Genomic DNA, 13866 nt, shown 5'->3' with positions numbered 1-13866 from the left:
GACGCGGCGATCGCCTGCGAGGTGCTGGTGCTCGCGGTCAAGCCGCAGCAGATGAAGGCGGCGCTCGCGCCCTTGGCCGGGCGCCTGCAGCAGCAACTGGTCATCAGCATCGCCGCCGGCCTGCGCCTCGACGCGCTGGGCCGCTGGCTGGGCAGCGCGGGCGCGCCCTACACCCGCCTCGTGCGCTGCATGCCCAACACGCCGGCCCTGATCGGTGCCGGCGTAACCGGCCTGTATGCCCACCCCGCGGTCGACGCCGCCGGTCGCGAGGCGGCCGAGCGCATCCTCGCTGCGGTCGGCAGCACGGTATGGGCCGACAGCGAGGCCCAGATGGATGCAGTGACGGCGATCTCGGGCAGCGGCCCGGCCTACGTGTTCCACTTCATCGAGGCGCTCGAGGCCGCCGGGCGCGCGCTCGGCTTCGATGAGGCGGCGGCGCGCCGTCTGGCGATCGACACCGCGCTGGGCGCGGCGAAGCTCGCGGCGAGCGCCGAGGATTCGCCAGCGCTGCTGCGCCAGAAGGTGACTTCCAAGGGCGGCACGACCGAGGCTGCGCTCGCCAGCCTGGCTGCGGCTGGCTGGCACGATGCGCTGATCGAGGCGGTGCGGGCGGCCGCGGCGCGCGGCCGCGCCCTCGGCGACGAACTCGGCAAGGACTGACACGATGCTTGCCAACATAATGCTGCTGGTACTCAACACCGTCTGCGGCTTCATCACGCTGATGCTGCTCGCGCGCTTCTACATGCAGTGGCAGCGCATCTCGTTCCGCAACCAGATCGGCCAGTTCGTCGTCACCACCACCGACTGGGTCGTGCGCCCGCTGCGCCGCTTCGTGCCCGGGGTGTTCGGCCTCGACATGGCCAGCCTGCTGCCGGCCTGGCTGGTGCAGGTGCTGCTGGTGGCCTTCGAGCTCAGCCTGCGTGGCGCCGTGTTCAGCGGCAGCGCGGGCGCGGTCGCGCTGGGCCTGGTCGGCGTCGGCCTGATCGAGACCCTGCGCATGATGGTGTATCTGCTGTTCGCCATCGTGCTCGGTTCGGCCCTGCTGTCCTGGGTCAGCCCGCACGCACCGCTGGCGCCGCTGCTGCATGCGCTCGCCGACCCCTTCCTGCGCCCCTTCCGCCGCGTGGTGCCGAGCATCGCCAACGTCGACCTGTCGCCGCTGGTGTTGCTGCTGGTGTTGCAGATCGTGCTGATGGTGCTCGCCGGCATGCGCAACAGCTTCGCGCCGCTGCTGTTCGGGGGCTGAAGGCACCTCGCGGGGGCCGGCCGGCACCGGCTCAGTCGCTGTCGTACATCACCTGACCTTCGACCAGGGTGTAGCGCACCTTGCCCGGCAGCTCCATGCCGAGGAAGGGCGTGTTCTTGCCCTGGCTCTTCAGGCTGTCGCGCGTGATGGCGATGTGTGCCGCGGGGTCGAACACGCATACGTCGGCGCGCGCGCCCACCGACAGGTGGCCGGCCTTGGTGATGCCGACGATCCTGGCCGCGTCCGAGGTGATGCGGGCCAGCCCGTCGAGCAGCGACAATCCGGCGCCGTCCGCCCACTTCAGGGTCAGCGGCAGCAGCAGCTCCAGCCCGGTGGCGCCGGGTTCGGCTTCGGCAAACGGCGCCTGCTTGCCGTCGTCGTCCACCGGCGTGTGGTCCGAGCACAGGGCGTTGATGCGGCCCTCGGCCAGGCCCTTGCACAGCGCTTCGCGGTCGCGCTGGCTGCGCAGTGGCGGGATCAGGTGGCAGTTGGGGTTGAAGTAGCCGATGTCCATGTCGCACAGGTGCACATGGTTGATCGACACATCGCAGCTGACGTCCATGCCCTCGGCGCGCGCCTGCTCGATCAGGGCGAGGCCGGCTGCGGACGACAGGCGGGTGATGTGCAGGCGCGCGCCGGTGATCTTGGCGAGTTCCAGATAGGTGTACAGCGCGACCGTCTCGGCCGCGACCGGGATGCCGGCAAGGCCCAGCCGGGTCGCGACCTCGCCGTCGTGGGCATTGCCGCCGCGGGCGAGGAAGGGGGCGATCGGCTGCAGCCAGACGCGGAAATCGAAGGTGGCGGCGTACTGCAGCGCGCGCATCAGCACGCCGTTGTCGACGATCGGCACGTTGGCCTGGGAGAAGGCGACGCAGCCGGCCTCGACCAGTTCGGCCATCTCGGACAGGCGCTCGCCCTTGAGGCCGATGGTGAGCGCGCCGACCGGGTAGATGTGGGCGCGGTTCAACTTTTTGGCGCGGTAGGTGAGCATCTCGACCAGGCCGGGCTCGTCGAGCGCGGGGTCGGTGTCGGGCGGGATCGCCAGGCTGGTGACGCCGCCGGCCATCGCCGCTTCCATCTCGGATTCGAGCGTGGCGCGGTATTCGAAGCCGGGTTCGCGCAGGCGCGCGGCGAGGTCGATGAAGCCGGGCGCGACCACCAGGCCGCTGGCGTCGATGTGGCGCTGGGCGACGAAGCCGTCAGGCGCGCTGCCAAGGGCGACGATCTTGCCGCCGGCCACATAGACGTCTTGCACCCGGTCGGTGCGATTGGCCGGATCGACGAGGCGACCGTTGGAAATCAGGATGTTCATGCGTGATTGCCTATCCGTAGCGGGCGCTCAGTGGCTGCCCAGCATGCTCATGACCGCCATGCGCACGGCGATGCCGAAGGTGACCTGGGGCAGGATGACCGCCTGCGCGCCGTCGGCCACCGCCGAGTCGATCTCGACGCCGCGGTTCATCGGCCCCGGGTGCATGACGATGGCGTCGGGCCTGGCGAGCGCCAGCTTGTCGGCGGTGAGGCCCCAGATCTTGTAGTACTCCTGCGGCGTCGGCAGCAGGGCGCCGTTCATGCGCTCGTTCTGCAGGCGCAGCATCATCACCACGTCCACGCCCTTCAAGCCTTCGCGCATGTCGTGGAATACGCGCACGCCGAGGCGCTCGACGTCGGTCGGCAGCAGGGTTCGGGGGCCGATCACGCGCACCTCGGGCACGCCGAGCGTGGTCAGTGCGGCGATCTGGCTGCGCGCCACGCGCGAGTGCAGCACGTCGCCGACGATCGCCACCGTCAGGTTGCTGAAGTCGCGCTTGAAGTGGTGGATGGTGTACATGTCGAGCAAGCCCTGCGTCGGGTGCGCATGGCGGCCGTCGCCGGCATTGACGACGCGGATGTGGTCGCGCCCGGTGTGGTGCAGGTGCTGGGCGATCAGCATCGGCGCGCCGCTGGCGGCGTGGCGCACGACGAACATGTCGGCCTGCATCGCGCACAGGTTGTCGACGGTGTCGAGCAGGCTCTCGCCCTTGGCCGCCGAGCTGGTGTTGATGTTGAGGTTCACCACGTCGGCCGACAGGCGCTTGGCGGCGATCTCGAAGGTGGTGCGGGTGCGCGTCGAGTTCTCGAAGAACAGGTTGAACACGCTTTTGCCGCGCAGCAGCGGCAGCTTCTTGACCTCGCGCTCGGCCACCTCGGTGAAGGGCGCTGCGGTGTCGAGGATGGCGGTGAGGATGTCGCGCGGCAGACCGTCGAGCGTCAGCAGGTGCTGCAGTTCGCCGTGCTTGTTGAGCTGGGGATGGCGCATCGGGCTTGCCTCGGAATCAGCGGTTGGCCGGGGCCGGTTGGACCTGGGTGAGCTTGAGGGTGAAGCGGCCGGCGTCGTCGCGCAGCAGCTCCAGGTTCTGCTCGCGCGCCAGGGGCGTGGCCAGGGTATGGGCACAGTAGCGCGCGGCGATCGGCAGTTCGCGGCTGCCGCGGTCGACCAGCACGGCAAGCTCGACCACGGCTGGCCGCCCGAAGTCGAACAGCTCGTTGAGGGCGGCGCGCGTGGTGCGGCCGGTGTATAGCACGTCATCGACCAGGATCACGTGCGCGCCATCGACGTTGAAGGCGATGCCGGTGCGCTGCGGCCTGGCGTGCAGGCCCTTGCTCGCATAGTCGTCGCGGTAGAAGGAGACATCGATGGCGCCCAGCGGCTGGGCGATGCCCAGTTCGGCGTGCAGGCGCTCGGCCAGCCACAGGCCGCCGGTGTAGATGCCGACCAGCGCGGTGGCGGGCGTGACGTGAGGGCGGATCTGTTCGGCGAGCTGCCGGCACAGGGCTTCGGCATCAAGGTCTTTCATGGCGACGGGCGTCCAGGAAGGTTTGCAGGATGATCTGCGCAGCGGCAGCGTCGAGCACTGCCTTGCGCTCGCGCCAGCCCTTGAGGCCGGCCTCGGTGAGTTCGGATTCGGCGGCGACCGAGCTCAGGCGCTCGTCCACCGTCAGCACCGGCAGCGCGAAGCGGCCGTTGAGCTGGTTGGCGAAGCGTCGGCAGCGCGCGGTGAGGGCATGCTCGCGGCCGTCGAGATGGCGCGGAATGCCGACCACCAGGGCGACCGGGCGCCATTCGGCGATGAGGCGGGCGATGGCCTTGAAGCGGGCATCGCCCGCTTCTTCGTGCACGGTGGTCAGTGCGCTGGCCTGGCCGGTCTCGAGCTCGCCGGTGGCGACGCCGATGCGCGCAAGGCCGAAGTCGAAACCGAGCAGGGTGCCGCGCTCGGGCAGGGCCGTGCCGGCGGGCGGGGCTTCAGGGGCGGAGGGCGCGGCGCGTGCCGCATCAGGCATGCCCGGCAACCTCGCTCAGGTTGGCGAAATCCACCCCGAGCTTCTGCATCGCGGCCGCCAGGCGCTCTTCGGGCGGCAGGTCGAAGATGATCGCCATGTCCGCCGGCACCGTCAGCCAGGCATTGTCCATCAGCTCCTGCTCAAGCTGGCCGGCGGCCCAGCCGGCGTAGCCGAGGGTGACGAGCACATCCTGCGGTTCGCCGCTGGCACCGATCGCCTGCAGCACGTCGCGGCTGCTGGTAAGGCCGACCTCGTCATTGACCCTGAGCGTGGAATGCCACTCGCCGATCGGGCGATGCAGCACGAAGCCGCGGTCGGTCTGCACCGGGCCGCCGAAATACACCGGCTGCGCGGCGAAGCCCTCGGCCTCGAGTGGCAGGTCGATGCGCTCGAACAGCGTCGCCAGCGTCATGTCGATCGGACGATTGACGATGATGCCGAGCGCCCCCTGGTCGTTGTGTTCGGCGATGTAGGTCAGGGTGCGCGTGAAATGCGGATCGGCCATGTTGGGCATGGCGATCAGGAAGTGATGCGTGAAATTGGCCGTGGGGGTGTCCATGCGCGGGATTTTACGCCCATCGCCCGCGTTCATGGGCAAGTGGTGCGTGATCGGAGTGGTCAGGATGGCGCATAATCGCACATCTGTTTTGTCCAGGACAAACCATGTCTTCCGCCCTTGTCTGGTTCCGCCGCGACCTGCGCTGCTTCGATCACGCGGCGCTCCATCATGCGCTGCGATTTGCCGATCGCGTGCATTGCGTCTTCGTTTTCGATCGCGAGATCCTCGACGCCTTGCCGACGCGGGCCGACCGCCGGGTGGAGTTCATCCAGCGCAGCCTGGTCGAGCTCGACGCCGGGCTCGAGGCCCTGGCGCGCCAGGCGGGGGTGGCTGGTGCGGGCCTGATCGTGCGCCACGGCCGCGCCGACGAATCGATCCCGCAACTGGCGTGCGAGCTGGGTGTGGACAAGGTCTTCGCCAATCGCGACTACGAGCCGGCGGCCATCGTGCGCGACAGCCGGGTGGCGCAGCGGCTGGCGCAGGAGGGGATCGGTTTCGAGGATTTCAAGGACCAGGTCGTGTTCGAGCGCGACGAGGTGCTGACCCTGGCCGGAAAGCCCTTCAGCGTGTTCACGCCATACAGGAATGCATGGCTGAAGGCGCTCGACGACGCGCAACTCGCAGCCTGGCCGATCGAGCCCTACGCCGCGCGCCTCGCCCCTCGCCCGCCCGGCGAACACCTGCCGACGCTGGCCGACATCGGCTTCGAGCCGACCAATCTGGCCGACATGAAGATGCCGGTGGGCATGAGCGGCGGCCGCCAGCTGTTCGAGGACTTCCTCGGCCGCATCGACCGCTACAAGCGTGCGCGCGACTTTCCGGCGGTGAAGGGGGTGAGCTACCTGTCCACCCATCTGCGCTTCGGCACGGTGTCGATCCGCGCCCTCGCCGCGGCCGCCCGTGGGCGTGCGGGCGAGGGGGCCGGGAGCTGGCTCAACGAGCTGATCTGGCGCGATTTCTATCACATGATCCTGTGGCACAACCCGCATGTGCTCGAGCACGCCTTCCGGCCGGAATACGAGCGTATCGCGTGGGACGACGCCCCGGCGCTGTTCGAGGCCTGGTGCGAGGCCCGCACCGGCTATCCGATCGTCGATGCGGCGATGCGCCAGCTCAACCAGACCGGCTACATGCACAATCGCCTGCGCATGATCGTGGCGTCCTTCCTGACCAAGGACCTGGGCATCGACTGGCGGCGCGGCGAGCGCTATTTTGCCGACCACCTCAACGACTACGACCTCGCCGCCAACAACGGCGGCTGGCAGTGGGCGGCGTCCACCGGCTGCGATGCCCAGCCCTGGTTCCGCATCTTCAATCCGGTGACCCAGTCGGAGAAGTTCGACCCCGAGGGGCGCTTCATCCGCCGCTATCTGCCCGAGCTCGCGCGCGTGCCGGACAAGTTCATCCACGCGCCGTGGACCATGGGCGGCGTCGACCAGGCCGCCTGTCGCACCCGGATCGGCATCGACTACCCGGCGCCGGTGGTCGACCATGCGGCGGCGCGCGAGCGCACGCTGGCGCGCTTCGGCGTGCTCAAGGGGTGAGTGTCGAGGGCCGTGCTTCGCGGCCGGCCGCGGGACGCTGATGCCGGGCGCCAGATGCGGGACAATGGCGCGGCGCCTCGCCGTTGCCGCGCCTTCCCAGCTCTCCGGAAACCCAACGATGAAATCCGCCCCGTCAGCGTCCTCCTCCTTCGATTTCGACCGCATCATCGATCGCCGCGCCCTGCCTGGCGAGAAGTGGGGGCGCTACGCCGATCGCGATGTGCTGCCCTTGTGGGTGGCCGACATGGACTTCGCCGCGCCGCCGGCCATCATCGATGCGCTGCACGCCCGCATCGACCATCGCGTGTTCGGCTACACCGACGCCTGGCCGTCCTTGGTCGAGGCGGTGGTGGACGGCCTGCAGCGGGACCATCACTGGCGCATCGAGCCCGAGTGGCTGGTGTGGCTGCCCGGGGTGGTGACCGGCTTCAACCTCGCCTGCCTGATCGCTGGCGAGGCGGGAGATGGGGTGCTGACCGCGACCCCGGTGTATCCGCCCTTCCTGTCGGCGCCCGCCAATACCGGGCGGGTTCTGCAGCGTTGCGAGCTGGTGCTGCGCGACGGTCGGTGGCAATTTGACTGGGCGGCGCTGGAGGCCGCGTGCAGCGATCGCAGCCGCCTGCTGCTGCTGTGCAGTCCGCACAACCCGGTCGGTCGTGTGTTCGACGAGACCGAACTGCGCCGGCTGGCGGACTTCGCCGCGGCGCACGATCTGCTGATCTGCGCCGACGAGATCCACTGCGGGCTCGTGCTCGACGCGGATCGCCCGCACCGTCCGATCGCGGCGCTCGACGAGGCCACCGCCAGGCGCACGATCACCCTGATGGCGCCGTCCAAGACCTGGAACATCGCGGCCCTCTATTGTGCGTTCGCGGTGATCCCGGATGCGGCCCTGCGGCAGCGCTACCGGCGTGCGATGCGCGGCCTCGTGCCCCATGTCAATGTGCTCGGCATGGTGGCGGCGGAAGCCGCCTATCGCGACGGCGAGCCCTGGCGCCAGGCCCTGCTGGCCTACCTGCGCGGCAACCGCGATCGCGTGGTCGAGGCCGTCGGCGCGATGCCGGGTCTGCAGCTGAGCGCGCCGCAGGCGACCTACCTGGCCTGGATCGATTGCCGCAGCCTGATGGCGGAGCGGGGGGTGAGCGAGCCCGCGGCCTTTTTCGAGGCGGCCGGCGTCGGCCTGTCCGACGGCGCAGCCTTCGGCGCGCCGGGCTTCGTGCGGCTCAACTTCGGCTGTCCGCGCCCGACGCTGGACGAGGCGCTGGCACGCATGGCCCGCGCCCTCGCGGCTTGAGCGGGCCCGCGCCGGGGCCCGCGTCTCAGACCCGCGCCGGGGCCGGCCTGCGGGCCGTGTAGCGCGCCACCAGCGCGAGCAGCTCTTCCTCCTGGTAGGGCTTGCCGAGGTAGTGGTTGGCGCCGATCTCCTTCGCATACTGGCGGTGCTTGTCCGCCAGGCGCGAGGTGATCATGACCACCGGCAGGTGCGCCAGGCGCGCATCGGCGCGGATGTTGCGGACGAGGTCGAAGCCGTCCATGCGCGGCATCTCGATATCCGACAGGATCACGTCCGGCACGCTGTCGATGAGCTGCTCGAGCGCCTCGACGCCGTCCTTGGCGGTGATCACGCGGTAGCCCTCGCGCTCGAGCAGGCGGCCGGTGATCTTGCGCACGGTCAGCGAGTCGTCCACCACCATCACCGTCGGCAGGTGCAGCGGCGGCGGGGCGGCCTCGAGCGCGAGGCTCGCGTCGCCATCGTCCTCGGCTCCCCCGGCCAGTCCGCGGCTGGCGAGGGCGACCGGGTTGAGGATCAGCACGACCTCGCCGTCGCCGAGCACCGTCGCCCCGGACATGCCGATGATGCGGGTGAGCTGAGGGCCGGCGTTCTTGACGATGATTTCCTGGTTGCCGCGCAGGCTGTCGATATGGAGCGCGAGCGTCTGCGCCCCGGCGCGCAGCAGCAGCACCCAGTTGTAGCGCTGCTCCTCGGGCCTGGCCTCGCGGTCGCCGAGCAGGCGGGGCAGGTAGCGGTAGGCGAAGCGCTCGCCCTGCCAGTCGATGCCGCGCTCGTCCTGCAGCTTGCGCAGGGCGTCGGGCTTGAGCTCCAGCGCCTGCGCCACCATGCTCGACGGGATCGCCCAGCTGCGGCCGCCGGCACGCACCAGCAAGGCCTGGGTCACGGCCAGGGTGAGTGGCAGGCGGATCTGGAAGCGTGTGCCCTCGCCGCGGCGGCTGACGACATCGACGCGGCCACCGGCCGCGGCGGTCTGGGCCTTGACCACGTCCATGCCCACGCCGCGCCCCGACACGGCCGACAGCTCGGTGGCGGTGCTGAAACCGGAGACGAAGATCAGGTTGGTCAGGCGCTTGTCGTCGGGGTGCTCGTCGGCACCGAGCAGGCCGCGGCTGCGGGCGCGCGCGGCGATGCGCTCGAAGTCCAGCCCGGCGCCGTCATCGGCAATCTCGATGGCGATCTCGTTGCCTTCCTGCGTCACCTTGAGGTCGATGCGACCGGTTTCCGGCTTGCCGGCGGCGGCGCGCAGCTCGGGGGCTTCGATGCCGTGGGCGACGGCGTTGCGCAGCAGGTGCTCGAGCGGCGCGGCCATCTGTTCGAGCACGCTGCGATCGATCTCGATGCGGCCGCCGCGCAGGTCGAGGCTGGCGCGCTTGCCGAGCTCCTTCGCGCTCTGGCGCACCACGCGGTAAAGCCGGCTGGCGAGGCTGTCGAAGGGCAGCATGCGCACCTGCATCAGGCCCTGCTGCAGGTCGCGCGACATGCGCGCCTGAGCGTTGAGCGCAATGTCCGCGCCGTCGAGGTTGTGCAGCAGATTCTGCTGCACGGTGGTGACGTCGTTGACGCTCTCGGCCATCATCCGCGTCAGTTCCTGCAGGCGGGTGTAGCGGTCGAGCTCCAGCGGGTCGAATTCGCCCTCGTGGGAGCCGGCCTGCGCGATGCGCGACTGCATCTGCACTTCGGCCTGAATCTCCACTTCGCGCAACTGGTTGCGCAGGCGGATGACGTTCTCGGTGAGATCGAGCAGCGAACGCCGCAGGGTGCGCAGTTCGCCGTCGATGCGGCTGCGGGCGACGCCGATCTCGCCGGCCTGGTTGACGAAGCGGTCGATCAGCTCGGCGCGCACGCGCAGGGTCGGGCTGGCGATCGGTTCGGCCTCGGCGGCGCGGCTGGCGCTCGCGGGCGAAGGCGTGTCCGTTGCGGCGCTGGCGACCCGCTCGCGGGTGCTTGTGTCGGTTCCCGTCCCCTCCGCAAATTCGAGCGCGAGCGTGTCGATCATCTGTTCGCTGACGTCGAGACCGAAGGCGAGCTCGTCGACCAGGCTGGCGGTACCGTCCCTTGCCGTCAGCCCGTCCTCGAGACGCGACTCGAGCTGGTGCAGATGTTCACCCAGGGTCATCGCGCCGGCCATGCGTGCGCTGCCCTTGAGCGAGTGCAGCAGGCGGGCGACTGCACGCGCGGCCTCCTCGGCCTCGGCCTCGGGGGCGCTGCGCCAGCGGCGCAGGGTGGCGTGCAGCTCGCCGAGCAGCTCGGACGCCTCCTCGAGGAAGATCGGCAGCAACTGGCTGTCGATGTCGTCCTGCGGCGCGGCGCCACGCGGCGGCAGGGCGGGCGGCGGCGCGGCCGCCTCGGCGCCAGGCGCGGCGGGCTTGAGCGCCATGTCGGGCGGTGTGGTGGCAGGCGCGCGGGGCGCTTCGTCGTCAGCGGGGACGTCCGCGAGCGTTGCGGGGGGGGCGCGGAAGTGCGCGTCGAGCGAGGCGACGAGCTCCACCGTGGCGGCCGGCGGCTGCAGGGCGCACACGTCGGCGAGCATCCCGCGCAGGGCATCGAGGCTTGCCGCCAGCAACGCCTGTTCGTCTGCCAGCGGGGGGCGATCGGCGTCGCGCAGGCGCTCGAGCGCATGTTCGAGCGCCCGCCCCAGCGCCTGCGCAGGGCCCAGGCGGGCGGTGCCGGAAATGCCGGCGAAGGTGTGGGCCGCGCGCAGCGCGTCGAGCGAGGGCGGCGCGGTCGGCACGGCGCGCAGGCGGGCGAATTCCTCGCCCAGGGTGTCGAGGTGCTGCGCGGCTTCGGCGCAGTAGAGTTCGTGCAGTGCGCGCGAGATCGCGTGCTCGCCAAGCTGGATCACATCCGGGGGCGGCAGCAGGGGCTCGGGCGTCGCCTCCTGTTGCGCCGCTGCCGTCTTCTCTTCCTCGCCGCTTTCCAGGGCCTCGAAGCGATCGACGGCCTCGGCGGCCCCCAGGGCGTCGATGGATTGCGCCTCGTCGAGCGACTCGAGCTCGTCGAGGCTGTCAGTCACCTCCAGCTCTTCCAGCGCGTCAAGCGCTTCCAGGCTCACTGCCGCCTCGGGCACCAGCGCAGCGTCCACCTCCTCTCCGCTGCCCGCCTGCGAGGCGCTTGCGAGCGGTGGCGCGCCGAGCTCGCCGTCCATCAGGAAGTCGGCGGTCTCGATCACCATTTCGGCGGGCGCCGTCGGCGCGGCCTCCGGCGCGGGCTCGGGTTCGGGCTCGGGAATCAGCGGCAGGGCTTCGCCTTCGGGCGACAGCTGCAGCGTCGGGAAGTCGAGGTCGGTGAGGACGAAGGGTTCCACCTCGTCTCCGGCGGCGGGCGCCTCGGCCAGGGTCGGCGGCGCGCTGAGCAGGGGCTCGACAGGCGGCGTGTCTGCTGCGCGCAGACGCTCGGCCTCGCCGACCAGCGCACTGGCGTCGACCGCGATGCCACCTTGCTGCAGTGCGGCGACCCATGCGGCGAAGCGCTGCTCGCCTTCGTCGATCAGGTGCAGCAGGGCTGGCGTGACCGGCCAGTCGAGCTGCAACCAGCGGTTGAGCGTCTGCTCGACAGCCCAGGCCACTTCGCCGAGCTCGCTGAGGCCGACCATGCGGCCGCTGCCCTTGAGGGTGTGGAAGCCGCGACGGATGGTGACGAGGTGGGACGCTTCGGTCGGCTCGGCGCGCAGCAGCGCGCGGTGCTCGCGCAGCGTCGACAGCACCTCGAGCGCCTCCTCGATGAAGATGCCCAACAGCTCGGCGTCGACCTCGGCCGCGGTCGCCGGTGCCGCCCGGGGTGGCGTCGCCGGCAGGATGGCGGGCTGGGGCGGGGCAAGGTCGAATTCGAGATCCTCGACGAGGGTGATCGCGTCGTCGCCGCCTTCGTCGCCGCTTGCGTCCAGGGCGGCCTCGAGCGGCGCTGCGGGGCGCTCGGCCTCGTCCGCGGCGAGCACGGCGGGCCTCTCGGGTGCCGCGGGACCTTCGGCTACAGCGGGGCCTTCCGGTACGGGGAGGGCTTCTGCTGCGGAGAGGGCTTCAGGGACTGCCAGGCTTTCGGGGGCAGACAGCTCCTCGGGTGCTTCAGGCAAGGCGAGGGGCTCGGCGTCCGCCGGCTCCGCGGCGTGGGTCGCCGGCTTACCGCCGCTGGCCGTTGCCGCGCCGAACGCGAACGCGTCGGCGACGATCTCGGGCTCTGGCATGGCCTGCGTGGCTCGCTCGGGTTCGATCACCGGCGCCTCCGACAGGGCGGCTGCGGTGCTCGGCGCCAGCAATGCGTCAAGTCGGGCGCCGCCGCGCGGCAGGGCCTCGATGTAGAAGCCGAGCGCCGAGAGTTGATGGGCGAGCGCTTCGAACTCGGACTGGTCGGCACTGCTGTCGGTGCTGGCCATGCCGGCAATGCGCACCGCGGCATCGCGCACGAGGCCGAGCGCATCGGTCTCGCCGAGCATGCTCAGCGCGCCGATGATCTGCTGCAGCGGCTTGTGCAGCTGCAGCAGGGGTTCGCGCTTGGCCTGGTTGCGGAAGAAGTCGTCGAGGACCTGCTCGACATGGGCAAGGCTGGCCAGCATCTCCTTCGCAAGCTGGGCGAGCGCCGCCTTTTCCTGCGATTCGCCGGCACCGGCAAGGCCGTCGAGGGCGCTGTCGGCGCCCACGGTCTCGCCGCGCTGCAGGGCGGCGAGACGGGCCAGCGCGGTGTCGGCACGGGCGCCGAAGCTGCGCTCGGGCGGACGGCGCTCGAAGGCGGTCTCGAGCAGCAGCAGGCCGGTGGCGATCTCCAGGGCGCCGGCATCGGAGAACTGCAGCGGGTCGCGGCGCAGCCAGTGGGCGAAATCGCGGACGCCGTCGACGAGGCGTTGCGCGGCCGGGCGGCCGAGCGGCGCCGCGGCCAGGCTGAGGGCGCCGATGGCGTCCTCGAAGCGCGCCAAGGCGACGGCAGTGCCCGAGCAGAACTCGTCCCAGTGCTCGCGCGCCACCGCGAGCTGGCGATTGAGGGTGTCGAGCAGCGGCGCGATCGGCGTGTCGCCAATGGTGGCGCCGGCCTCGGGGATCAGCGCATCGAGTTGCCAGCACGCCTTCACTGCCGCTTGATGCTCGGTGTGGGCCGGCGTGGTGGCGACCTGGTACAGCAGTTCGCGCAGCAGGCGGTCGGGCGCCGCCGGTGCGCCGCTCATCAGGCGGCGAAACTGGGCATCGATCTGGGTACACAGGCGCCTGATCGCCGGTTCGGGCTTCAGGCCGCCGTGCGCCAGGGTGTCGAGAAAGGCGAGGCAGGCCCACCACAGGCTGCGTGCGGCGGGCGTCGGCTGCACCGCCTCGACCTCGGCAATGGCGTCGCGCATGGTGCGCGCACCGTCGCCGGCGGCGCCCCGGCGCAGCCAGTCGAGCAGGCCGCGCTCGAAGCGGCTGCGCGCGGCCCGCAGTCTGTGCGCGGCGTCGCTGTCGGTCGTGGCGTGGGCGTCGCGTGCCGGCGGCCGGCGCGAAAGGTCGGGGTGGAACAGGTCGGCGGCGCTGGCGTCGGCCTGCCCGCGCGCGGCAGCCAGGGCCAGGTAATGCGGTGCCAGGCGCAAGGCCTGATCGGGGGCGCCGTGCGCGAGTTCGTCCAGATAATTGCCGATCACCGCCAGCGAGCGGCGCACCAGGGCGCGCGCCTCGGCGTCGGCCGGGCGCTCGCCGCGGCTCATCGCGCCGAGCAACTGCTCGAGTGCGTCGGTGAACTGCGTCAGGCCGTCGAGGCCGACGATGGACAGCGCGCCGCGCACCTGGTGCAGGTGGGTCTGGGCGAACTGCAGGCCGGATGCGGCATCGTCGCCGTCAGCGCGTTCCAGCGCCTCGCTGGCGCGCGTGAGGGCGGCGTCGATCTCGCCCTTGACCCAGGTCAGCGGCCCCAGGTCCGCCTCGGTGGCGTGTGTCATGGTCGTGTT

The 13866-nt window shown here is 71.0% G+C and carries 10 protein-coding genes; 4 read left to right on the top strand and 6 right to left on the bottom strand.

The window, feature by feature from the left end; genetic code table 11:
* Positions 1-660 (top strand): pyrroline-5-carboxylate reductase (proC, locus tag PLC66_RS07280; RefSeq protein ID WP_324538873.1); only part of this gene is annotated, 660 nt, incomplete at its 5' end.
* Between the two features lie 4 nt (positions 661-664).
* Entirely contained in the window at positions 665-1246 is a 582-nt protein-coding gene (locus PLC66_RS07275) for a YggT family protein (RefSeq protein WP_324538871.1), read from the top strand.
* 31 nt (positions 1247-1277) lie between these two features.
* Here the strand turns inward: PLC66_RS07275 and PLC66_RS07270 are convergent, their stop codons facing one another.
* Genes PLC66_RS07270 through PLC66_RS07250 form a run of 5 tightly spaced genes read right to left on the bottom strand, consistent with a single transcriptional unit; the run spans position 1278 to position 5126 of the window.
* Positions 1278-2558: a dihydroorotase gene (locus PLC66_RS07270; RefSeq protein WP_324538869.1), complete on the bottom strand. Its 1281-nt coding sequence runs from the start codon at positions 2556-2558 to the stop codon at positions 1278-1280.
* A 27-nt stretch (positions 2559-2585) separates the two neighbouring features.
* Positions 2586-3545 carry an aspartate carbamoyltransferase catalytic subunit gene (locus PLC66_RS07265; protein WP_324538867.1) on the bottom strand — a complete coding sequence of 320 codons (960 nt, stop codon included), beginning with the start codon at positions 3543-3545 and terminating at the stop codon, positions 2586-2588.
* 16 nt (positions 3546-3561) lie between these two features.
* Positions 3562-4083, bottom strand: coding sequence for a bifunctional pyr operon transcriptional regulator/uracil phosphoribosyltransferase PyrR (gene pyrR, locus PLC66_RS07260; RefSeq protein WP_324538865.1), 522 nt, complete (start codon positions 4081-4083; stop codon positions 3562-3564).
* Positions 4070-4567, bottom strand: a complete 498-nt coding sequence (gene ruvX / locus PLC66_RS07255; protein WP_324538863.1) for a Holliday junction resolvase RuvX — start codon at positions 4565-4567, stop codon at positions 4070-4072. The genes pyrR and ruvX overlap by 14 nt, the downstream gene beginning before the upstream one ends.
* Positions 4560-5126 (bottom strand): YqgE/AlgH family protein, encoded by a 567-nt coding sequence (locus PLC66_RS07250; protein ID WP_324538861.1) that lies wholly within the window; start codon positions 5124-5126, stop codon positions 4560-4562. Before PLC66_RS07250 ends, ruvX begins: the two co-directional genes overlap by 8 nt.
* Before the next feature lie 104 nt (positions 5127-5230).
* Between PLC66_RS07250 and PLC66_RS07245 the strand changes: the two genes are divergently transcribed.
* Both PLC66_RS07245 and PLC66_RS07240 read left to right on the top strand, forming a co-directional pair.
* Positions 5231-6670 (top strand): cryptochrome/photolyase family protein, encoded by a 1440-nt coding sequence (locus tag PLC66_RS07245; RefSeq protein ID WP_324538859.1) that lies wholly within the window; start codon positions 5231-5233, stop codon positions 6668-6670.
* 118 nt (positions 6671-6788) lie between these two features.
* Complete coding sequence (locus PLC66_RS07240) at positions 6789-7964, top strand: MalY/PatB family protein (RefSeq protein WP_324538858.1); 1176 nt, start codon at positions 6789-6791, stop codon at positions 7962-7964.
* Positions 7965-7989: 25 nt separating this feature from the next.
* Here PLC66_RS07240 and PLC66_RS07235 read toward each other — a convergent pair whose 3' ends face one another.
* Complete coding sequence (locus PLC66_RS07235; RefSeq protein WP_324538856.1) at positions 7990-13857, bottom strand: FimL-related protein; 5868 nt, start codon at positions 13855-13857, stop codon at positions 7990-7992.
* Positions 13858-13866 lie beyond the last annotated feature (9 nt).

The organism is Thauera sp. (genome assembly GCF_035444905.1).
GTDB lineage: Bacteria > Pseudomonadota > Gammaproteobacteria > Burkholderiales > Rhodocyclaceae > Thauera.
This window is presented reverse-complemented; position numbering and strand designations above follow the sequence as displayed.